Source organism: Streptomyces sp. NPDC005303 (assembly GCF_040607335.1).
In the GTDB taxonomy this organism is placed as follows: Bacteria; Actinomycetota; Actinomycetes; order Streptomycetales; family Streptomycetaceae; genus Streptomyces.
Genome location: NZ_JBEXGM010000012.1, coordinates 13,051 through 33,503, shown reverse-complemented (window position 1 = coordinate 33,503; position 20,453 = coordinate 13,051). Strand labels below are relative to the sequence as shown.

At 72.2% G+C, this 20,453-nt stretch carries 16 protein-coding genes; 9 read left to right on the top strand and 7 right to left on the bottom strand.

From position 1 onward, the window contains the following. Positions 1-3: 3 nt before the first annotated feature. The 4 genes from ABZT93_RS19000 to rsmH all read right to left on the bottom strand — a co-directional run bounded on the left by ABZT93_RS19000 (position 4) and on the right by rsmH (position 5,303). On the bottom strand, positions 4-1,524 hold the full coding sequence (locus ABZT93_RS19000; RefSeq protein WP_356105820.1) for a UDP-N-acetylmuramoyl-L-alanyl-D-glutamate--2,6-diaminopimelate ligase: 1,521 nt from the start codon (positions 1,522-1,524) through the stop codon (positions 4-6). A gap of 222 nt (positions 1,525-1,746) precedes the next feature. After that, a complete protein-coding gene (locus ABZT93_RS18995; protein WP_356105818.1) occupies positions 1,747-3,705 on the bottom strand; it encodes a penicillin-binding protein 2 in 1,959 nt (652 codons plus the stop codon). Between the two features lie 5 nt (positions 3,706-3,710). After that, positions 3,711-4,295: a hypothetical protein gene (locus ABZT93_RS18990; protein ID WP_356105816.1), complete on the bottom strand. Its 585-nt coding sequence runs from the start codon at positions 4,293-4,295 to the stop codon at positions 3,711-3,713. A 51-nt stretch (positions 4,296-4,346) separates the two neighbouring features. Then, the gene (gene rsmH, locus ABZT93_RS18985) at positions 4,347-5,303 is read right to left on the bottom strand and encodes a 16S rRNA (cytosine(1402)-N(4))-methyltransferase RsmH (RefSeq protein WP_356105815.1); all 957 of its coding nucleotides are present in this window, start codon (positions 5,301-5,303) and stop codon (positions 4,347-4,349) included. Positions 5,304-5,655: 352 nt separating this feature from the next. Between rsmH and ABZT93_RS18980 the strand changes: the two genes are divergently transcribed. From ABZT93_RS18980 to ABZT93_RS18965, 4 genes are all read left to right on the top strand, one after another. Continuing rightward, positions 5,656-6,261: a carbonic anhydrase gene (locus tag ABZT93_RS18980; RefSeq protein ID WP_356105813.1), complete on the top strand. Its 606-nt coding sequence runs from the start codon at positions 5,656-5,658 to the stop codon at positions 6,259-6,261. Positions 6,262-6,499: 238 nt separating this feature from the next. Beyond that, complete coding sequence (locus ABZT93_RS18975; protein WP_356105811.1) at positions 6,500-7,534, top strand: MoxR family ATPase; 1,035 nt, start codon at positions 6,500-6,502, stop codon at positions 7,532-7,534. Next, the gene (locus tag ABZT93_RS18970; RefSeq protein ID WP_356105809.1) at positions 7,534-8,904 is read left to right on the top strand and encodes a DUF58 domain-containing protein; all 1,371 of its coding nucleotides are present in this window, start codon (positions 7,534-7,536) and stop codon (positions 8,902-8,904) included. The genes ABZT93_RS18975 and ABZT93_RS18970 overlap by 1 nt, the downstream gene beginning before the upstream one ends. After that, entirely contained in the window at positions 8,901-11,309 is a 2,409-nt protein-coding gene (locus ABZT93_RS18965) for a DUF3488 and transglutaminase-like domain-containing protein (RefSeq protein WP_356106048.1), read from the top strand. Before ABZT93_RS18970 ends, ABZT93_RS18965 begins: the two co-directional genes overlap by 4 nt. A 195-nt stretch (positions 11,310-11,504) precedes the next feature. Here the strand turns inward: ABZT93_RS18965 and ABZT93_RS18960 are convergent, their stop codons facing one another. The 3 genes from ABZT93_RS18960 to ABZT93_RS18950 form a co-directional block, all read right to left on the bottom strand. Further along, positions 11,505-11,900 carry a DUF3040 domain-containing protein gene (locus tag ABZT93_RS18960; RefSeq protein ID WP_053846972.1) on the bottom strand — a complete coding sequence of 132 codons (396 nt, stop codon included), beginning with the start codon at positions 11,898-11,900 and terminating at the stop codon, positions 11,505-11,507. 276 nt (positions 11,901-12,176) lie between these two features. Then, on the bottom strand, positions 12,177-12,947 hold the full coding sequence (locus ABZT93_RS18955; protein WP_356105807.1) for a methyltransferase: 771 nt from the start codon (positions 12,945-12,947) through the stop codon (positions 12,177-12,179). 291 nt (positions 12,948-13,238) lie between these two features. Beyond that, positions 13,239-13,814, bottom strand: a complete 576-nt coding sequence (locus ABZT93_RS18950) for an SAV_6107 family HEPN domain-containing protein (protein ID WP_356105805.1) — start codon at positions 13,812-13,814, stop codon at positions 13,239-13,241. 179 nt (positions 13,815-13,993) lie between these two features. On the opposite strand from ABZT93_RS18950, the gene ABZT93_RS18945 reads away from it, so the two are divergent. The 5 genes from ABZT93_RS18945 (at position 13,994) to ABZT93_RS18925 (ending at position 20,440) form a co-directional block, all read left to right on the top strand. Next, entirely contained in the window at positions 13,994-14,737 is a 744-nt protein-coding gene (locus ABZT93_RS18945; RefSeq protein WP_356105803.1) for an ATP-binding cassette domain-containing protein, read from the top strand. Continuing rightward, on the top strand, positions 14,709-16,793 hold the full coding sequence (locus ABZT93_RS18940) for a YhgE/Pip domain-containing protein (RefSeq protein WP_356105801.1): 2,085 nt from the start codon (positions 14,709-14,711) through the stop codon (positions 16,791-16,793). Before ABZT93_RS18945 ends, ABZT93_RS18940 begins: the two co-directional genes overlap by 29 nt. 47 nt (positions 16,794-16,840) lie before the next feature. Then, the gene (locus tag ABZT93_RS18935) at positions 16,841-17,473 is read left to right on the top strand and encodes a TetR/AcrR family transcriptional regulator (protein WP_356105799.1); all 633 of its coding nucleotides are present in this window, start codon (positions 16,841-16,843) and stop codon (positions 17,471-17,473) included. A gap of 405 nt (positions 17,474-17,878) precedes the next feature. Then, positions 17,879-18,493 (top strand): DUF4126 domain-containing protein, encoded by a 615-nt coding sequence (locus ABZT93_RS18930; RefSeq protein WP_356105798.1) that lies wholly within the window; start codon positions 17,879-17,881, stop codon positions 18,491-18,493. Positions 18,494-18,937: 444 nt separating this feature from the next. Beyond that, a complete protein-coding gene (locus ABZT93_RS18925) occupies positions 18,938-20,440 on the top strand; it encodes an NAD(P)/FAD-dependent oxidoreductase (RefSeq protein ID WP_356105796.1) in 1,503 nt (500 codons plus the stop codon). The last annotated feature ends 13 nt before the right edge of the window (positions 20,441-20,453 follow it).

The window sequence follows — 20,453 nt, the reverse complement described above, 5'->3', positions numbered from 1 at the left end:
AGTTCATCCCTGGGTCTTCTGGATGGCTTCTCGAAGCACCTGGCGGTCGTCGAAGGGACGGACCACCCCGGCGATGTCCTGGCCCTGCTCGTGGCCCTTCCCGGCGACCAGTACGGTGTCGCCCGGCCGCGCGCGGGCGACTGCTGCGGCGATCGCGGCGGCCCGGTCCTCGAAGACCTGGACCTCGCCGCGCTCGTGTGCCGGTACGGACGCCGCCCCCTGGAGCATGGTTGCAAGAATCGCGAGGGGATCCTCGGAGCGGGGGTTGTCGGAGGTCAGTACGGCGGTGTCGGCGAGGCGGGCCGCGGCGGCGCCCATGGGCCCGCGCTTGGTCCTGTCGCGGTCGCCGCCGCAGCCGAGCACGATGTGGAGCTTGCCCTCGGTGACCTTGCGGAGCGCCTTGAGCACCGACTCGACGGCGTCGGTCTTGTGGGCGTAGTCCACGACCGCGAGGTAGGGCTGCCCGGCGTCCACGCGCTCCAGGCGGCCCGGCACGCCCGGTACGGCGGCGACACCGTCGGCGGCGGTCTGCGGGTCGAGGCCGGCCGCGGCCAGGGCGACGATCGCGGCGAGGGTGTTCGCCACGTTGAAGGGCCCCGCGAGCGGTGACCTGGCGGTGATCCGCTCGTCCTTGGGGCCGATCACGGTGAACGTCGAGTCCATCGGGCCGACTTCGACACCCTCGGCACGCCAGTCGGCGTCGGGGTGGCCCTCCGCGGAGTAGGTGACGACCGGGACCGTGGCTTCCTTCACGAGCCTGCGGCCGTACTCGTCGTCGAGGTTGACGACGCCGAGACGGCTGCGTTTCGGCGTGAAGAGCTGCGCCTTGGCCCGGAAGTAGTCCTCCATGTCGGAGTGGAACTCCATGTGTTCCGGGCTGAGGTTGGTGAAGACGCCGATGTCGAAGACACAGCCGTCGACCCGGCCGAGGACCAGCGCGTGACTGGAGACCTCCATGGCGACCGCCTCGACCCCGCGCTCGCGCATGACAGCGAACAGGGCCTGGAGGTCGGTGGCCTCGGGCGTGGTGCGTTCGGACTTGATGCGCTCGTCGCCGATGCGCATCTCGACGGTGCCGATCAGACCGGTGGACCTGACCCCCTTCAGACCGCCCTCGACGAGGTACGCCGTGGTGGTCTTGCCGGAGGTGCCGGTGATGCCGATCTGGAGCAGGTCCCGGCCGGGGTGGCCGTAGATCGTGGTGGCGAGTTCGCCCATGCGCGCGCGTGGGTCCTCGACGACCAGCACCGGGAGCCCGGTCGCGGCGGCGCGCTCGGCGCCCGTCGGGTCGGTCAGCACCGCGACCGCGCCGAGGCCGAGGGCCTGGGTGACGAAGTCGGCGCCGTGCAGACGGGCGCCCGGGAGGGCGGCGTACAGGTCGCCGGGGCGGACGGCACGCGAGTCATGGGTGATGCCCGTGACCTGCGCGTCCTTCTGCGGCGGCTCGGCACCCAGCTGATCAGCGAGCTCCGCGAGGGGTGTTGCGGAGACCCGGACCGGCCGGGGCGGTCCCGGATATGTCACGGGTGCGCCCTTCTGGGTGGTTTGGGACTGATCAGCGTGTGGCACGGCGGTGAGCGTACCGGGCGCACCCGCCTCGGGGCGAAGTGAGGGGCGGGGCGTGCCCTGGTTCCCGGAATCGGAGGTGATCGTCGTCACGAGGTGGTTCCTGGTGGCCTTTCCGAGGTGCTGATGAGGTGCTGACGGGGCGCTGCTGCAGTGCTTGGCGTGCTGCCCCCGTGCCGGTCAGGGCGTGTAGGACACGGGCAGCTTCGCCGCCTTCGCCCCCGTGGGCGGGACCTGGAGGGTCTTCAGGGCGAACTCCATGACCTTCTTGTAGACGGGCCCGCAGATCTGGCCGCCGAAGTAGCTGCCCTGGGTGGCGTTCTGGATGGCGCAGTAGACGGTGATGCGCGGTTTGTCCGCGGGTGCGAAGCCGGCGAACGACGAGGTGTAGCCCTTGTACTTGCCGGTGGCCGGATCCACGCGGTTTGCCGTGCCCGTCTTGCCCGCGACCCGGTAGCCGGGGATGCGCGCCTTGGTGCCGGTGCCCTCCTGGTCGTCCACGACCGACTCCAGCATCCGGGCCAGCGTCCTGGCCGTCTTGGCGCTGACGACCCTTGTCTCCTTTGGCTTCGCGGCGGGTGTGAAAGCTCCGTCGGGCCCCTTCGTGCCGCGCACGAGCGTGGGCTGGACGCGCACACCGCCATTGGCGATCGTCGAGTAGACGGACGCGGCCTGCATCGCGTTGAGGGAGACACCCTGGCCGAAAGGAATCGTGTACTGCTGCGACGTCGACCAGTCGGCGGGCTTGGCCAGGATGCCCGGGGTCTCGCCGGGGAAGTCGAGCCCGCTGTAGCGGCCGAGGCCGAACTTGCGCAGGTAGGAGTAGAGGACCTGGTTGGCCTGGGCCTGGGTCTTGCCGAGCTGGCCGGTCGCCAGGATCGTGCCGATGTTGCTGGACTTGGCGAGCACGCCGTTGAGCGTGAGGTACCAGGTCTCGTGGTCGATGTCGTCCTTGAAGAGCCGGTCTCCGCGGTGCAGCCGGTTGGGCACGATCACATGGGTGAACGGGGTGGCGACGCCCTGTTCCAGTACGGCGGCCATCGACATGATCTTGGCGGTGGAACCGGGCTCGTAGGCGTCCTGGAGGGCCGCGTTGCCCATGTTCACCGAGCGCGCCTTGGACAGGTCGTTGGGGTCGAAGCCGGGCGAGTTGGCCATGGCGAGGACCTGGCCGGTCCGCGTGTCCTGCACTATCACGTACCCGCGGTCCGCCTTGGACTCCTTCACCTGGTCGGTGATGGCCTGCTGGGCGGCCCACTGGATGTCCCGGTCGATGGTGAGCTCGACGTCGCTGCCGGGCACCGCGGGGGTCTCGGTGGAGCCCACGGTGGGGACCTGGCGGCCTCCGGACTGGGCGTAGCGGATCTTGCCGTCCTTGCCGGCCAGCAGGGCGTTCAGCTGCTGCTCGACACCACCGCCGCCCTTGCCGTCGGCGTTGACCCAGCCCAGTATCCCGGCGGCGAGGTCGCCGTTCGGGTACACGCGCTTGGTCGTCGGCACCGACAGGACGCCCGCCAGGACGTTGGCCGTGCCCGGGTCGGTCGCGCTCTTGGTGGCGAGCGCGGACTTCAGGTCCTTGATCTGTTTCCAGACCTGCGGGGTCTGGCGGTTGGCGAGCAGGGCGTAGCGGAGCTTCTTGTCCTTGGGCCGCAGCTTCTTGACGATCGTCTCCTGCTCCTGCCCCAGGATCGGGGCGAGCAGGGCGGCGGCCTGCTCCGGGCCGTCGTCGATCTTCAACTCCGCGCGGGTGAACAGCGTGGGGTCGGCCGTGATGTCGTACGCGTCCTCGCTGGTCGCGAGGGCCACACCGTCGCGGTCGGTGATCCCGCCGCGCTCGGCCGCCAGCGTGTAGCCGACATACCGGTTCTGCTCGGCCTTGGCGGCGTATGTGCTCGCGTCGACGGCCTGCACCTGGAGCAGCCGTACGACGAAGGCGGCCAGCACCAGTGTCAGCGCGAGACCGACGAGGCGCAGCCGGGGGCGGGGACTGCCCAGGCGGATGGTCTTGGGGGCCGCGGTGCGGGGCGCCGACGGGCGGCGGGCCGGGCGGGCGCCGGGACCAGGGCGCGGCCGGCCGACGGGGCGCGCGGGTCCGGGCACGCGGCGGCGCGGCGGTTGCCTGCCGAAGTCGTCAGACACTTCCGTCACCTGCCGGGGGTCGGGGTCGTGGGGAGCGGGATGTCCGAGGGGACTGCCTGGGGGCCTTGTCCGACGCTCTCGGGAGCCGGTACGACGTCTTCCGGAGCCGGTACGACGGTCTCCGTGGAGGTGGGGGCGGCCGTCGGCTTCTGGGCGGCCGCGCCGTCGATCACCTCGGGTGCGAGGACGAGCGGCATGCGGTAGGAGAGCGGTTCGGCGTCGGAGGCGGGGGACGGGACGCCCTTGACGGTGCCGTCGGGGTCGAGGAAGGCCGGGTCACCGCCGGGCACCATGCCGAGTTCCCGGGCGCGGCGCACGAGAGCGTCGGGCGCGGAGTAGGCGTCGATGTCCCGCTGCAGGCCCTGTTGCTCGTCGGTGAGGCTCTTGGTGTCCTTCTGGAGGTCGGTGAGCTTGAAGGACCCTTCGCTCAGTGCGGAGTTCAGCACGAGGAGCCCGATGAGGCCGCCGCCGAGGAGGAGGACCACGAGGAGCACGAAGGGGGTGCGGGCCGCCTGTCCGGGGCTGGCCGTGCCGGGGAGGAGACGCGCGAGACGAGCCGCCCTCCCCCTCAGTTCGGGTTTCCTACTCACACGCCCTCCAGTGAGTCCGGTTTCCCAACCCACTTGCACGGCTCACGCACTTCACTCGATGGACTCCCTGATTCGCTCGGCGCCCCTGCAACGCGCCGGTGCGGCCCGCCGGTTCTCGGCGATCTCTTCCTCCGTGGGAAGTTCGGCACCGCGCGTGAGCAGCTTGAGCCGGGGCTGGTAGCGCTCGGGGACGACGGGCAGCCCGGGCGGGGCGGTGGTGGCGGCACCGGCCGCGAAGACCTGCTTGACCAGCCGGTCCTCCAGCGAGTGGTACGACAGCACGACGATCCGGCCGCCCACCGCGAGCGCCTGCACCGCGGCGGGGATCGCCCGCTCCAGGACGGCAAGTTCGCCGTTGACCTCGATGCGCAGGGCCTGGAAGGTGCGCTTGGCAGGGTTGCCGCCGGTGCGCTTGGCGGCCTGCGGCAGGGAGTCCCGGATCAGCTCGACGAGCCGCGCGCTGTTCGTGAACGGCTCCTTCTCGCGCTCGCGCACGATCGCGGACACGATCCGCTTGGCCTGCTTCTCCTCGCCGTACGCCCTGAGGATCCGGACGAGTTCGCCCGCCGGGTAGGTGTTGAGGACCTCGGCGGCGCTCACGCCGGTCGTCTGGTCCATGCGCATGTCGAGCGGGGCGTCCTGGGCGTAGGCGAAGCCCCGGTCGGCCTCGTCGAGTTGCATGGAGGAGACACCGAGGTCGAAGAGGACGCCCTGCACGCGCGCGATGCCGAGCCGGTCGAGGACGGCCGGGAGTTCGTCGTAGACCGCGTGGACGAGGGTGGCTCGCTCGCCGTAGGGCGCGAGCCGCTCACCGGACAGCCGCAGGGCCTCCTTGTCACGGTCGAGGGCGACCAGCCGCGCCTCAGGGAACCGCTGGAGCAGGGCCTCGCTGTGACCGCCGAGACCGAGCGTGCAGTCGACGACCACCGACCCGGGCCGGTCGAGCGCGGGAGCCAACAGGTCCAGGCACCGCTGGAGCATCACCGGGACGTGTCGACTCTGGCTCAAGGGGCCCTCTCAGATCCGGCACGGGCCGTACGCACCGCCGGGTCCCCGCCCGCTCGTGAAGGGGAGGCCTGCCGGCGCCGGAAGCGTCAGCCGACCGGGAGCGGGAGGAGGCCGAGCCGTACGTACGCGCCGCGCACGTGGGGAGACCGTCCGTGCGCGAGCCGGGGCCTCCGGGGAATGTCAGCAGGAAGGCCTCGCCTCCCGCTTCGCGTCACTTTAGTCCACGGTGTCTCGCGGTCAATCAACCGGCCTGCGCGTCGCGCACCGGGGCGCAGCCGACGCTCAAAATGGACGGAAAACACCCGTTCGCGTGCGCCCCACGCCTTGTGGGGTACCTCACACCCAGGACGTGATGACGCTCTTTTTCCCTACTCACAGCAGGACCGCGACGGCGGTGACCAGTACCGTCATGGTTATGACGACTTCCGCATCCGTTCCCACCGAAGGCGCCATATCCCCCGGCGGCCGTGTGACCGACCGCCTGGTCAACGCCAACGAGCGATACGCCGCCGCGTTCACCGACCCCGGGATGGACGCCCGACCGGTCCTGCACGTCGCCGTCGTGGCCTGCATGGACGCCCGCCTCGACCTGCACGCCGCGCTCGGCCTGGAGCTCGGCGACTGCCACACCATCCGCAACGCGGGCGGTGTGGTCACCGACGACGTCATCCGCTCGCTCACCATCAGCCAGCGCAAGCTCGGCACCCGCAGCATCGTCCTCATCCACCACACGGGCTGCGGTCTGGAGGCGATCACCGAGGACTTCCGCACCGAACTGGAGATGGAGGTCGGCCAGCGTCCCGCCTGGGCGGTGGAGGCCTTCCGCGACGTCGACCAGGACGTCCGGCAGTCCATGCAGCGGGTGCGCACCTCGCCGTTCCTGCTGCACACCGACGACGTCCGCGGGTTCGTGTTCGACGTGAAGACGGGCCTGCTGCGCGAGATCGACCCCGTGTGACGGTCCGCCGCAGCTGTCGTTTCGCTGTTGATTTCAGCCCTCAGGGTGCCCAGAACACCGCAGACCCGACATAGTGCGGCCAGTTGTCCACAGTCGAGTGACACGAAACGGTAACGGCAGCAAGAATGCGGGTGTGGCGTCGCGCGGAACTTTTCCCGCGTGGTGTCCGTGATTCGGGGTGGGCCGGTTACGCATCACAGAGCGTCGGCCCGGAAAGTTTCGGGCCGAGGAGGGCCGGGTGACCACCTATGACGATCGATCGAGCCTCACTGATCTGACCGCCGTCGTCGAGCGGGTTCGCAGTTCGGTGGAGGGCGTGATCGAGGGGAAGCCCGAGGTCGTACGGCTTTCGCTGACCGTGCTGCTCGCCGAGGGACATCTTCTGATCGAGGATGTCCCCGGCGTCGGCAAGACCATGCTGGCCAAGGCACTGGCGCGGTCCATCGACTGCTCGGTGCGCCGCATCCAGTTCACGCCCGACCTGCTGCCCTCGGACATCACGGGCGTGTCCATCTGGGACCAGCAGCGCAGGGACTTCGAGTTCAAACCGGGCGCGATCTTCGCCCAGATCGTGATCGGCGACGAGATCAACCGCGCCTCGCCGAAGACCCAGTCCGCGCTCCTTGAGTCGATGGAGGAGCGCCAGGTCACCATCGACGGGCAGACCTACGAGCTGCCCAGCCCCTTCATGGTGGTCGCCACCCAGAACCCGGTCGAGATGGAGGGCACCTACCCGCTGCCCGAGGCCCAGCGCGACCGCTTCATGGCCCGGGTCTCGGTCGGTTACCCCAGCGTGGAGGCCGAGCTGCAGATGCTCGACATCCACGGCGGGGTGAGCCCCCTGGAGGACCTCCAGCCGGTCGCGCACGCGCACGACATCGTGAAGCTCATCGAGGTCGTCCGCGGCGTCCACGTCGCCGAAACGGTCCGGCGGTACGCCGTCGACCTGGTCTCCGCCACGCGCACCCACCCCGATCTCAGACTCGGCGCCTCCCCGCGCGCGACGCTGCACCTGTTGCGCGCCGCCAAGGCCTCTGCCGCCCTGAGCGGCCGCGAGTTCGCGCTCCCGGACGACGTCCAGGCGCTCGCCGTAGCCGTCCTCGCCCACCGCCTGCTGCCCACCGCCCAGGCCCAGCTGAACCGGCGCTCCGCGGAACAGGTCGTGCAGGAGATCCTCCAGCGCACCCCGGTGCCCGCCGCGCCCCAGCAGGGCGGTCTCGGGATCGGCCGGACCGCGCCCGCGTATCCGCAGCAGCCGCCGCGGAGCCTGTGATGTCCACCGGGGTGCCCTCGGCCGGCGGCCCCGAGGCCGACCGGGGCGACAAGGGCGGGGTCCGTACGGCACTGGCCGGTCTGACCACCCGGGGCCGCTCCTTCTTCGCCGCCGGTATCGCGGCGGCGATCTGCGCCTACGTCCTCGGCCAGAGCGACCTGCTGCGGGTCGGCCTGCTCCTGGCCGTGCTGCCCCTGGTGTGCGCCACCGGGCTCTACCGCACCCGTTACCGGGTCGCGGGCAGCCGCAGGCTCTCCCCCGCGCGCGTGCCCGCCGGCAGCGAGGCCCGCGTCCATCTGCGGATGGACAACGTCTCCCGTCTGCCCACCGGCCTGCTGATGCTCCAGGACCGGGTGCCCTACGTCCTCGGCCCGCGCCCCCGCTTCGTGCTGGACCGCGTCGAGCCGGGCGGCCGCCGCGAGGTCTCCTACCGCGTCCGCTCCGACCTGCGCGGCCGCTACCCGCTGGGCCCGCTCCAGCTGCGTCTGACCGACCCGTTCGGCATGTGCGAGCTGACCCGCTCCTTCTCGACGTACGACACCCTGACCGTGATCCCGCGCGTGGAGGCGCTGCCGCCGGTGCGGCTGAGCGGCGAGGCCAAGGGGTACGGCGAGGGACGGCAGCGCTCCCTCGCCCTGGCCGGCGAGGACGACGTGATCCCGCGCGGCTACCGCTACGGCGACGACCTGCGCCGGGTGCACTGGCGCTCCACCGCCCGGTACGGCGAGTTGATGGTCCGCCGCGAGGAGCAGCCCCAGCGCGCCCGCTGCACGGTGCTCCTGGACACCCGGGGCCTCGCCTTCGCGGGCGCGGGCCCGGACTCGGCCTTCGAGTGGGCCGTCTCGGGTACCGCCTCCGTCCTGGTCCACATGCTCGAACGGGGCTTTTCCGTAAGGCTGTTGACGGACACCGGCAACTCCGTGCCCGGTGAGGGCGCCGACGGCTTCGCGGGCGCCAGCCAAGGGACGGCGGACGCGGCCGGACTCATGATGGACACGCTCGCGGTGATCGACCACTCCGACGGCACCGGCCTGTCGCGCGCGTACGACGTGCTGCGCAGGGGGAACGAAGGACTCCTGGTGGCATTCTTCGGCGACCTGGACGAGGAGCAGGCCACGGTGGTCGCCAAGATGCGGCAGCGCAGCGGTGGCGCGCTCGCCTTCGTGCTCGACAGCGAGAGCTGGGTGCGGGAACCGACCGACGTGCCCGGGCCGTTGCAGGACCGCGAGGAGCGGTTGCGGATGCTGCGCGAGGCGGGCTGGACGGCGCTGGGCGTGCCGCGGGGCGCCTCGCTGGAGGAGCTGTGGCGGCTCGCGGACCGCGAGCGCACGGGTGTCGGTGCGGCCGGCGCCGGGGAGGCGTCGTGCTGAGCGGGCGGGGACGACTGGCGCTGTGCGCGTGGGCGGCCACGCTGATGGCCTCGTGCGCCCTGCTGCCGCTGGTCGAGCCGGTCACCTGGATCGTGCAGGCCGCCTTCCTGCTCGGGGTGCAGACGATCGTGGGCGCGGCGACCCGGCGGATCCCGCTGGCCCGTCCGCTGACGGTGGCGGCCCAGGCGCTCGTCACGCTGGTCATGCTGACCCTGATCTTCGCCCGTGACCACGCCGTCCTGGGCCTGATACCCGGCCCGGGCGCCTTCCTGCACTTCGGGGACCTGCTCCAGCAGGGCGGCGACGACATCGCGCGGTACGCGATCCCGGCGCCGCTGGCGTCCGACGGCATCAAGCTGATGGTCATCGGCGGGGTCCTGATCGTCGGGCTGGTGGTGGACACCCTCGCGGTGACCTTCCGCAGCGCGGCCCCGGCGGGTCTGCCGCTGCTCGCGCTGTACTCCGTCGCCGCGGGGCTGTCCGAGGGCCACGGCGACTGGTTCTGGTTCCTGGTCGCGGCTATCGGCTACCTGCTGCTGCTCCTGGCCGAGGGCCGCGAGCGGCTCTCGCAGTGGGGCCGTGTCTTCGGCGGGGCGGCCCGCTCCCCCGGTCTCGACTCCGGGCCGGTGGCGCCGGTGCGCACCGGACGGCGGATCGGTGTGGCGAGCCTCGGCATCGCCCTCGTGGTGTCGGCCACCCTGCCCTCGATGAACGGCGGCCTCCTGGACGCCACCGGGGCGGGCGTGGGCGCCGGAAACGGCAGCGGTGGCACGATCTCCGCGGTGAACCCGCTGCTCTCGCTGCGCGACAGCCTGAACGTGGACGAGGACCGCCAGGTCCTGTCCGTGCGGACCCAGAGCAACGACACCTCCGACCTGTACCTGCGGATCGTCTCCCTGGACGACTTCGACGGCAGGACCTGGAAACCTTCCAAGCGGTCCATCGGCGCCGTACCGAAGGACTTCCCCACCCCGATCGGCCTCGGCTCCGACGTCAGGCGCGCGGAGATCGAGACGACCATCTCGGCGGCGAACTGGTACCAGCAGAGCTATCTGCCCATGCCCTACCCGCCCAGTGGCGTCAAGGTCCGCGGCAACTGGCGCTACGAGCCCGAGGGCATGGCGCTCGTCGGCGACCACGGGCAGGACACGCGCGGGCTGACATACGACGTGAAGAGCCTGGACGTGGAGCCGACGGCCGAGCAGCTCGCCGCGGCACCGGCCGCTCCCCCGGCCCTCGAGCACGAGTACACCGAGCTTCCCGACTCGCTGCCGGCGGTGGTGGCCAGGACCGCCCGCGAGGTCACCTCGGGCGCCAAGAACCCCTACGAGCAGGCGGTCGACCTCCAGGACTACTTCGCGGTGAACGGGGGCTTCGAGTACGACACCCAGGTGGAGGTCGGCGACGGGCCCAACGCGATCGCCAACTTCCTGCGGGACAAGCAGGGCTTCTGCGTCCACTTCTCCTTCGCCATGGCGGCGATGGCCCGCTCCCTGGGCATTCCGGCCCGGGTCGCGGTGGGCTTCGCGCCCGGCACCCCGCAGGCGGACGGCTCGGTGTCGGTGGGGCTCAAGGACGCCCACGCCTGGCCCGAACTGTACTTCGAGGGGGTGGGCTGGACCCGCTTCGAGCCGACCCCGACCCGGGGCACGGTGCCCTCGTACACCGTCCCGGACGCCACCGGCAACGTGAACCCGGGCGTGACACAGCCCTCCGCGGGGTCGTCCACGGCGCCGTCGGCCTCGCCCTCGGCGAGCGACGGCTGCTCGCCGCAGCTGCGCAAGCTGGAGGCGTGCGACAGCGCCTCCCCGGCGGCCGCGGCGGCCAAGGACGGTGGCGGCCCGTGGTGGGCCGTACAGGGCCCGTGGTGGTATCTGAAGCTGCTGTTCTGGGTGTTCTTCGGGCTGGCGGTGCTCGCGGTCCCCTTGACGCCGATGCTGTGGCGGCTGCGCACTCGTTCGGTACGTCTGGGCGGTCACGGGCGCGGTGACGCGGACGCCGCCGCGCACACCCTGGCGGCCTGGCAGGAGCTGACCGACACGGCGTGGGACTTCGGGATCCCGCCGGACGACTCGCAGACGCCACGCAAGGCGGCGGCGCGGATCGTACGGCTCGGGCATCTCGATCCGACGGCAGCGGCCTCGGTGCACCGGGTGGCGGACGCCGTGGAGCAGGTGCTCTACGCCCCGCGGCCCCGGCCGACGGCCGGCCTCGCACAGGACGTCCACCGGGTGATCGGCGGCCTGCGAGGCTCGGTCGGGCGGGTCACGCAGGCGCGTGCGCTGATCGCCCCGCGTTCCACCGCGAGGGTGGCGTGGGCGGTCTCGCAGTGGTGGGCCGGGCTCAGGACACGCGCGGCGGCGGCCCGGCCGACGCTGCGCAAACCGTCTGGTCAGCAAGGCTGAGAACGCCGCCCGGCGGGCGGTGGAACGACGGTGGCCCGGGCCTGGCGAAGGCCCGGGCCCGGGCCACCGTGCTGCGAGGGGTGGGGTGCCCCTGCGGGGACGGCGGATGCTGGGTTGCGGACATGCGTGAGGGGGTGAGCACCCTTCCGGATGCTCACCCCCTCAGAACGTCTGTGAGAGCTGCTCGCAGGTCGGCTACTGGCCGCCCTGCTCGTCGCGGCGCTTCTGCCAGCGCTGTTCGATCCGGTCCATCATCGAGCGCTTCTGCCGTCCCTGGCGACGCGCGTGCGGGGCACCTGCGGCGGGCTGTTCGCCCGGCTTGGGGGCCTTGCGCCAGCCGGTCACGGCGAGCACGGCGCACCCCAGCATGACGAGGAAGCCCACCACGCTCAGCCAGACCTGCTTGGCGACCATACCGGCCATGAGGAGCGCGATACCCACGAGGAAGCCGGCGACCGCCTGGTAGACCCGCCGCCGGGTGTACGTACGCAGCCCGCTTCCCTCGAGCGCCGACGCGAACTTGGGATCTTCGGCGTACAGCGCTCGCTCCATCTGCTCGAGCATGCGCTGCTCGTGCTCCGAGAGCGGCACGGAGTCCTCCTCATCGTGCAGTCGCCGGGGCGACTCGGGGGTCCCTTCAGGATAGGCAGGGAATCGCCCCCGTGAAACCCGCCCCTCTGCGCCAATTGGCCAACCGGATTCCGTCATGAACGCTCCGGCCGCTGAATCTTGTCATTCCCCAGCTGCCGTCCCGTCATGCCGGGCGGTCTCCCTCGATCATACGGCGCTGAACGCCCGATCGGGGGGCCTGTGGCGTACTCCATGCACCGGCAAGTACCTGATCAGCACTCCGGCACTGGGGGCGGCTCAGGCCTCGGTGGCCTCCCGCGTCTCACCGAGCACATGGAGCTGTGTGGCCACGGAGCGGAAGGCGGGGAGCTCGGCTGCCGCCTCCTCCAGCTTCAGCAGGGCTTCCAGGGCGCCGGGCTCGGTGTCCACGAGCACGCCGGGGACGAGGTCGGCGAAGACCCGCACGCCGTGCACGGCGCCCACGGTCAGGCCCGCGCTCTCGACGAGCGCGGTGAGCTGGTCGGCGGTGAAACGGCGCGGCACGGGGTCGCCGTCGCCCCAGCGGCCGTTCGGGTCGTCGAGCGCCTGCCGGGCCTCCTTGAAGTGGCCGGCGAGGGCCCGCGCGAGCACGGCGCCGCCGAGACCGGCGGCGAGCAGGCTGAGGACGCCCTCGGGGCGCAGGGCGGCCACCACGTTGCGCACGCCCTCGGCCGGGTCGTCCACGTACTCCAGGACCCCGTGGCACAGCACCACGTCGTAGCCACCGCGCTCGGCCACGTCGAATAGGCCGTGGGCGTCTCCCTGGACACCGCGCACCCGGTCGGCGACACCGGCCTCGGCGGCGCGGCGCTCCAGGGCGAACAGCGCGTTCGGGCTGGGGTCGACGACGGTGACCTGGTGGCCGAGGCGGGCCACGGGCACCGCGAAGTTGCCGCTGCCGCCTCCGGTGTCGAGGACGTCCAGCGCCTGGCGTCCCGTGGCCTTGACCCGGCGGTCGAGGGCGTCCTGGAGGACCTCCCAGACCACGGCGGTACGGAGGGCGGCGCGGGGCCGCAGCGGGTCCGACACGACAGTTGACTCCTCGGCGCGGCACCGCCTGTTGCACGGCGGAGCGATCGGGGCGCCTCCCTGGCCGGGGGCGCGGACGGGGAAGCTTCAGGCGCCTCCCACCCTATTGCCTCGGACGCCACGGCCGGTCATCGCGGTGCGGTGGCCACGGGCGGGATCCTGGGGCGAAGCGGCTGGACGAGGCGGGCGCCGGTACCCGCCGCCGGCCGACCCCCACGCTCCCGCCGCGGATCGGCCCCCGGGACCGTCACACCGGTCCTGTGCCCCGCATCGACCCCTGCGTCGAACCGCTCAGCCCGCGTCCGGAAAGTCACGGCCGCGGTCGGTGCCGCCGTCGCCGCCCTCCGGTCGGTCCGCGTCCTGGCGTGGCTGGGGAAGGACCGGCTGGAGCACCAGCATCCGCTCGACGAGGCGCAGGAACATCGCCACGTCGCGTATGAGGTCGTCCGCGTCCCGGCGGCTGGCCGCCCCCTGGATGCCGGCCTCGGCCCGGGCGCGACGCCGGGCCCCGGAGGCGAACAGCGCGCTCCACTCGGTGAGTTCGGGCGCTATCTCGGGGAGCACTTCCCAGGCGCTGCGGATCTTGGCGCGCCGTCGGGGCGTGGGCTCCGGACGCCCCCGGGCGGCGAGCACGGCGGCCGCGGTGCGCAGGGCGGCGAGATGGGCGGTCGCATAGCGCTCGTTCGGCGTCTCCAGCACCGAGGCCTCGTCGAGGCCGGCGCGGGCCTGGGCGAGCAGGTCGAGGGCGGCGGGCGGGGCCGTCGCCCGGCGCAGCACGGGGTGTACGTCGCTCGCCGGGCCGGTCAGTGAGGGGGCAGGGCCGGTGGCGCGGCGCCGACGGGCGGCGGCTGCGTGGTAGCTGGCCATGACGAACCTCCTGTCGTCTGGTTGACGGCATCTCCCGCTACGGAGTGCCGTATGTGCCCATCGTGAGGTATGCCACTGACAATCCGTTCTGACCTGGGCTTTTGCTTCGATCGAAGGTTCGGGTTACTTTTTGCACTGACCAGTCAGTTCAAAAGTTCCGGATTCAAGAAGATCAGGGGGTGGCCGTGGACGGAGTCGCTGTCTCGGCCGAGGGTTTCGGTCTTGAGGGGCCTCGCGGCTGGGCGTTCCGCGGGATCGACCTCACCGCGGAGCCCGGCGCGTTGATCGCCGTCGAGGGGCCCTCGGGGTCCGGTCGGACGAGCCTGCTGCTCGCGCTCACCGGGCGGATGAAGGCCACCGAGGGGACGGCGACCGTGGGCGGGGCGCGGCTGCCGAAGCAGCTCGCGGCGGTCCGCAGGTTCAGCGCGCCGGCGAACGTCGCCGGGGTCACCGACCTCGACCCGGCCCTGACCGTCGGCGAGCATCTGCGCGAACGGGCGCTGCTGCAACGCCGGTTCGGCGACTCGGTGCGCGCGCTGCTGCGGCCGCGCGAGGAGCGTACGGCCGAGGCGAGGCTGCGGATCGACACCGCGCTGGCGGCCGCCGGGCTCGACCGGGAGGCGCTGCCCAAGGGCGCGCGGACCGCCGTACGCGATCTGGAACGTCTGGAAGCCCTGCGGCTGTCGATCGCGCTGGCCCTGATCGGCCGCCCGAGGCTGCTCGCCGTCGACGACCTGGACCTGAAGCTGTCGGACGCCGAACGCGCCGAGGCCTGGGCGCTGCTCGGGTCCCTCGCCGCGGCCGGGACGACGGTCGTGGCGGCATGCAGCGAGGCCCCGGCGGACGCCCTGACGGTGTCCACGCGGCCGGAGCCCCGGAAGGAGGAGGAGACCGATGCGCTCGCCGAGACTGGCCGCGCTTGAACTGCGGCGCTTCGGCAGGGGGAAACTGCCGCGCGCCGCCCTGGTGGCCCTGCTGGTGCTGCCGCTGCTGTACGGCGCCCTTTACCTGTGGTCCTTCTGGGACCCGTACGGCCGCCTGGACCGCATTCCCGTCGCCCTCGTGAACGACGACAAGGGGGCCACCGCCGACGGGAAGAAGCTGACCGCCGGCGACGACCTCACCACGGGGCTGCGCGAGAGCGACACCTTCGACTGGCACGAGGTCGGCGCCGCGGAGGCGCACAAGGGCGTCGAGAACGGCACCTATTACCTGTCGCTGACCATGCCGGCCGACTTCAGCCGGCGGATCGCCTCCAGCGCGGGCGACTCCCCCGAGACCGGAGCGCTCCAGGTCCGGACGAACGACTCCAACAACTACATCGTCGGGCAGATCTCCCGGACGGTCTTCGCCGAGGTGCGTCAGGCCGCTTCCACCAAGGCGTCGCGGTCCTTCCTGGACCGGATCTTCATCTCCTTCTCCGACATCCACGGCGCCACGGTGAAGGCCGCGAACGGGGCGGACGACCTGGAAGGCGGCATCGGCAAGGCCGAGAAGGGATCCGAGGACCTCGCCACGGGCCTCCAGGAGGCCGAGGCGGGCAGCGGAAAGCTCTCCGCCGGACTGGCGAAACTCGACACGGGCTCGGGTGACCTCGCGGACGGGGCGCAGCAGGTCGCCGCCGGCACCCAGAGCCTCGCCGACAAGGTCAACGGGGTCGCGGACAAGGTGGGTCCCTTCCTGGAGGGCAACGAGAAGAGCATCGGCGACACCGCCCGGCTCGTCGCCGACTCGGCCGGGGCCGTCCGCCACAACCTCGGCACCCTGGTGAGGACCGCCCCCGCGGCGGCCCAGGGAGCACACAAGGCAGCCGACACCCTGAACGCCGTCTACAGGGCGCGCTGTACGGATCCCGTGCTGCCGGACCCGGCCTGCGCCGACCTGAAGAAGGCCGCGCAGGCGGCCACCGACGTGGCGAAGGTCGCCGACGACGTCGACGCGCTCGTCGCCGACCAGAACGGCGACCTGAAAAAGCTCGACGGCCAACTCGCCACCCTCCAGCAGCAGGCCCGGACCCTCGCCGACCGGTCTCCCCGCCTCTCCGAGGACCTCGACGACGCCGTGGCGAAGATCAACAAGCTGAACCAGGGCGCCGGCAAGGTCGCGGCGGGTGCCAGGACGCTCCACTCCGGTCTCGGCACCGCGCGCAGCGGCGCACAGGACCTGGACGAGGGCGTCGGCCGACTCAAGACCGGCGCCGACACCCTGAGCGGCGGCATGTACAAGCTCGCCGACGGTTCCGGGAAGCTCTCCGACGGGTTGCACGACGGTGCCTCGCAGATCCCCGACTACGACAAGAAGGACCGCGACCGGCGCACCGACGTCATGGCCGACCCGGTCCAGCTGGTCTCCAAAGACCTGCACAAGGCGCCGAACTACGGCACCGGGTTCGCCCCGTACTTCATCCCGCTGTCCCTGTGGGTGGGCGCGATGGTGGCGTACATGCTGATCACGCCGATGAACCGGCGTGCCCTCGCCGCCGGTGCCGCGGCCTGGCGGATCGCGCTGGCCGGGTGGCTGCCCGTGGTGGCGATCGGAGTGCTGCAGGTCGTGGCCCTGATGTCGGTCCTCCATTGGGCGATCGGTCTGCAGATGGTGCGGGCGGCCGGGACCGTGGGTTTCCTGTTCCTGGTGACGGCCTGCTTCGCGGCGATCGTCCAATGGCTGAACGCACGCTTCGGAGCGGCGGGCCGGATCCTCGTCCTCGCCCTCCTGATGCTCCAGCTGACGTCCGCGGGCGGCACCTACCCCGTCCAGACCAGCCCGGGCTTCTTCAACGCGATCCACCCCTTCCTGCCGATGAGTTACGTCGTCGAGGCCCTCAGGAGGCTCATCACGGGCGGCGGTCTCACTCCGGTGTGGCAGGCGTGCGTGGTGCTCCTCGCCTTCACCGCCGGCGCCCTCGCGCTGACCGCCGTCTCGGCCCGCCGCCGGCAGGTGTGGACGCTGGACCGGCTGCACCCGGAGCTGACCCTGTGAGCCCTTCCGCGACCTCAGGGGCCCCCTCACCTGTGAGAATCAGGACCATGGACAGCAGCAGCGCCACCGCGGGCGTCAGCACACGCCGCGAGGCCACCCGGCAGAAGCTCTACGAGGCGGCCGTCACGCTCATAGCCGAGCAGGGCTTCTCCGCCACCACGGTCGACGAGATCGCCGAGCGGGCCGGAGTCGCGAAGGGCACGGTCTACTACAACTTCGCGAGCAAGTCCGTCCTCTTCGAGGAGCTGCTGCGGCACGGCGTGGGCCTGCTCACCGCCTCTCTGCGGGAGGCGGCGGAAGCGACGGCACGCGCGGGTGGCGGCAAGGTCGACGCCCTGGACGCGATGATCCGCGCGGGCCTCGTCTTCATCGACCGCTATCCGGCCTTCACCCAGCTGTACGTGGCCGAGCTGTGGCGCACCAACAGGACCTGGCAGAGCACACTCATGGTGGTCCGTCAGCAGGCCGTGGCGGTCGTGGAGGGTGTGCTGCGCGAGGGGGTGGAGAACGGCGAGTTCAGCGACGAGATCGACGTACCGCTGACCGCCTCCGCCCTGGTGGGCATGGTCCTGGTGGCCGCCCTGGACTGGCAGTCCTTCCAGCCCGAGCGCTCCCTGGACGACGTGCACGCGGCGCTGTCACGGCTGTTGCAGGGGCGGGTGAGCGGGGGCCGGGGATGACGCAGGGCCCACACCACGGGCGGACCGGCATGTGAAAGCGCCGGTTCGTGGTGGCCGCGTCCCCCGCGGGCCACCTCGAACCGGCGCCTTCTCCCCCGTACCCCCCGTGTGTTCCCCCGTCCCCCCGTTGGGCCCCCGTTCGGTCGTTCCCCCGCTTTCCGGGTTCCCCCGTGCCTCGCTCCCGCCGACCTCGGCCGGCGGAAGGAGCGGGTCCGGGGTGGCTCCGTTCCGGCGCCCCGTGTCGCCGGTGCCGGAACCGTTCCCCTTCGCCGTGCCTCCACTCTCCCGTCGACGCAGGTCGGGGCCCATCCGTGCGCGTACTCAACTCACCCACTAGGTACGCGTACTCAGACGTCCGCGCTCACCCCCAGGACGAGCCGTGGCCGACTGGTTACGATCGCGTCCGTGTCCGTACTCCCCTTGGTGTTCACCAGCGGCTGGGCCAGCGGCGTCAACGCGTACGCGGTGGTCCTGCTGCTCGGCGTGTTCGGCGCGACGGGGCTGAGCGACGACGTCCCCGAGACCCTGCAGCGCCCCGAGGTCCTCGTGGCAGCGGGCCTGCTGTTCCTGTGCGAGGCCGTGGCCGACAAGATCCCGTACGTCGACTCGGCGTGGGACTCCGTGCACACCGTTGTCCGGCCGGTCGCCGGCGCCTGGGTCGGGGCGTTGCTCGCGGGGCAGAGCGGTTCGCTCGACGACGTGGTCGCGGGCCTGGTGGGTGGTTCGACCGCGCTGGCAAGCCACACGGTCAAGGCGGGCACCCGCATGGCGGTGAACGCCTCCCCCGAGCCCTTCAGCAACTTCGTCCTGAGCCTGGCGGAGGATCTCGGCGTCGGCGGCATCGTCACCTTCGCGATGTTCCACCCGGAGGCGGCGGCGATCACCGCGGGCGTCCTGCTCCTCGTCGGTCTTCTGACGCTCTTCTTCCTGATCTCCCGCATCCGCAGATTTCGCCGCCGCAGGGCCCAACGCCGGGAGGAGAGACGCCTCGCGACACAGCCAGGACGCCCACCGGGCTGACGCCGGGGCCGCGCGGCGGCTCGGGCAGCCGCATGGCACGGCAGCAAGAGCCACCACAGAGCCCAACACCAGGAGGAAACCGCCCCGCGACGCAAACGGGACGCCCACCGGGCTGACAGCCGCAGCGGACGGGGCGCGGCTCCGGCAGCCGCGTGCTGCGGCAATGAGAGCCGCCGCTCCGACCGCCGCCGAGCTGACCTCCTGCGCGACCTGGGGCCGGCCGGAGCGACGCAGGCGCGGGCCGACCAGCCGACCGTCCGCGAGCGCCGTCAGCCTGCGCCCACCGGCCTGCACCGCGCGAGTGCGGCCCCGCTGACCGGGTGCTCCCCACGAGGAACCGTCCGGGCCCGCCGCCCTCAGCATGGGCAGGACGACTGCCGGATCAGTCGCCCACCACGGCAGCCCCCGGCCGGAGTGTCAGTGGCGGCCGATAAAGTCGCAGGCATGGCACGGATTGCGGTGATCGGCGCCGGGATGGGCGCGATGGCGGCCGCTGCCCGGCTGGCCGTCGCGGGCCACCGGGTGGCGGTGTACGAGCGCACGGAGACGTACGGCGGAGCAGTGCGCCGCTTCGAGCGGGACGGGTTCGGGTTCGACACCGGGCCGGGGCTGCTCACCCTCCCCGCGGTCTACCGCGATCTGTTCATCAAGACCGGCAAGGAGCCACTGGAGTCGGTCGTCGAGCTGGTCCAGGTCGACCCGGCGTCACGGCACGTCTTCACCGACGGCACCGAACTGTCCCTGCCGAACGCCTCACGCGCGGGAGTGGTCGCCGCCCTGGACGAGGCCCTCGGAGAGGGCGCGGGCGCACGCTGGGGCGACTTCCTCATCCGGGCCCGCGAGGTCTGGGACCGCACCCGCAGGCCGCTCCTGGAGGAGCCCCTGTGGCCCAACTGGTCCGTGCTGATGCGCGAGCCCTACCCCGCGGTGCCGCACAAGCGGCTGCTGCGCACCCGGCGTGCCTGCACCCTGGCCGAGATCGGCGACTGGGAGCTGCGCGATCCCCGCCTCGCCACTCTGCTGGACGGTCACGCGCTCACGTACGGCGTCGACCCCGGCACCGCTCCGGCGAGCGCCGCGATCCTGCCGTACATGGAGCACGCCTTCGGGACCTGGTATGTCCGGGGCGGCGTACGGGAGTTGGCGCGGGCGGTGTACGAGCGGTGCGTCCAGCGCAAGGTCGAGTTCCACTTCGGCGCCGAGGTGACGGGCGTTCTGGAGAAGGACGGGCGCGCGGCGGGTCTGGAGCTGTCCGACGGTGCGGTCGTGGAGGCGGACACCGTCGTGGGCACCGGACCCTGGCGACTGCGTGGGCTCGTACCGGGTCGTGAGCTCCACGGCGCGAAGGACGTCCCTCCCGACGCCGAGGAGCTGCACCCGGGCCGTGTCGTGGTGTGCCTCGCCCTGCGCGGCGCGCGGCAGCCGGAGGCCGCGCACCGCACGGTGGTCTACGGCCCCGCCCCCGGGGACGAGCTGGCCCTGTTCACGCACGGGCAGACACCGGACCCCACGGTCCGGATCGACCGGCCGGACGACCCCGCCCTGCGCCCCGACGCGGACCACGAGTCCGTGGTGCTGACGGCGACCGTGCCGTGCGGCCTCGGACACGACTGGGCCGCGCCGGGTGCCGCCGACGCCTTCGCGGACAAGATGATCGCCGCCGCCGAGCGCGCCATGCCGGGACTGCGCGAGCGGGTGCTGTGGCGCGAGGTGCGGACGCCCGTGCACACCGAGCGGGAGACAGGGGCCGAGGGCGGAGCCGTCCCCCCGCCCTCGCTGGCGGGCGGTGAGGGCACCCTGCACCCGTCCAACAGCACGGCGATACCTGGCCTGTTCACGGCCGGCGGCTGGTCACATCCCGGCGGTGGCCTCGCCCACGCCGGTATGTCGGGCGCGCTGGTGGCCGGACTGATCGTGGAGGGACCGGAGTTCCGCGGCTCCCAGTGACGGAGCCGCCCGC

Excerpts from the sequence above, each read along its gene's own strand:
- ABZT93_RS18970 (WP_356105809.1), top strand. The coding sequence starts at position 7,534 with ATGTCCACCGGGGTGCCCTCGGCCGGCGGCCCCGAGGCCGACCGGGGC.
- ABZT93_RS18925 (WP_356105796.1), top strand. The coding sequence starts at position 18,938 with ATGGCACGGATTGCGGTGATCGGCGCCGGGATGGGCGCGATGGCGGCC.
- ABZT93_RS18950 (WP_356105805.1), bottom strand. The coding sequence starts at position 13,814 with ATGGCCAGCTACCACGCAGCCGCCGCCCGTCGGCGCCGCGCCACCGGC.
- ABZT93_RS18980 (WP_356105813.1), top strand. The coding sequence starts at position 5,656 with ATGACGCTCTTTTTCCCTACTCACAGCAGGACCGCGACGGCGGTGACC.
- ABZT93_RS18935 (WP_356105799.1), top strand. The coding sequence starts at position 16,841 with ATGGACAGCAGCAGCGCCACCGCGGGCGTCAGCACACGCCGCGAGGCC.
- ABZT93_RS18940 (WP_356105801.1), top strand. The coding sequence starts at position 14,709 with ATGCGCTCGCCGAGACTGGCCGCGCTTGAACTGCGGCGCTTCGGCAGG.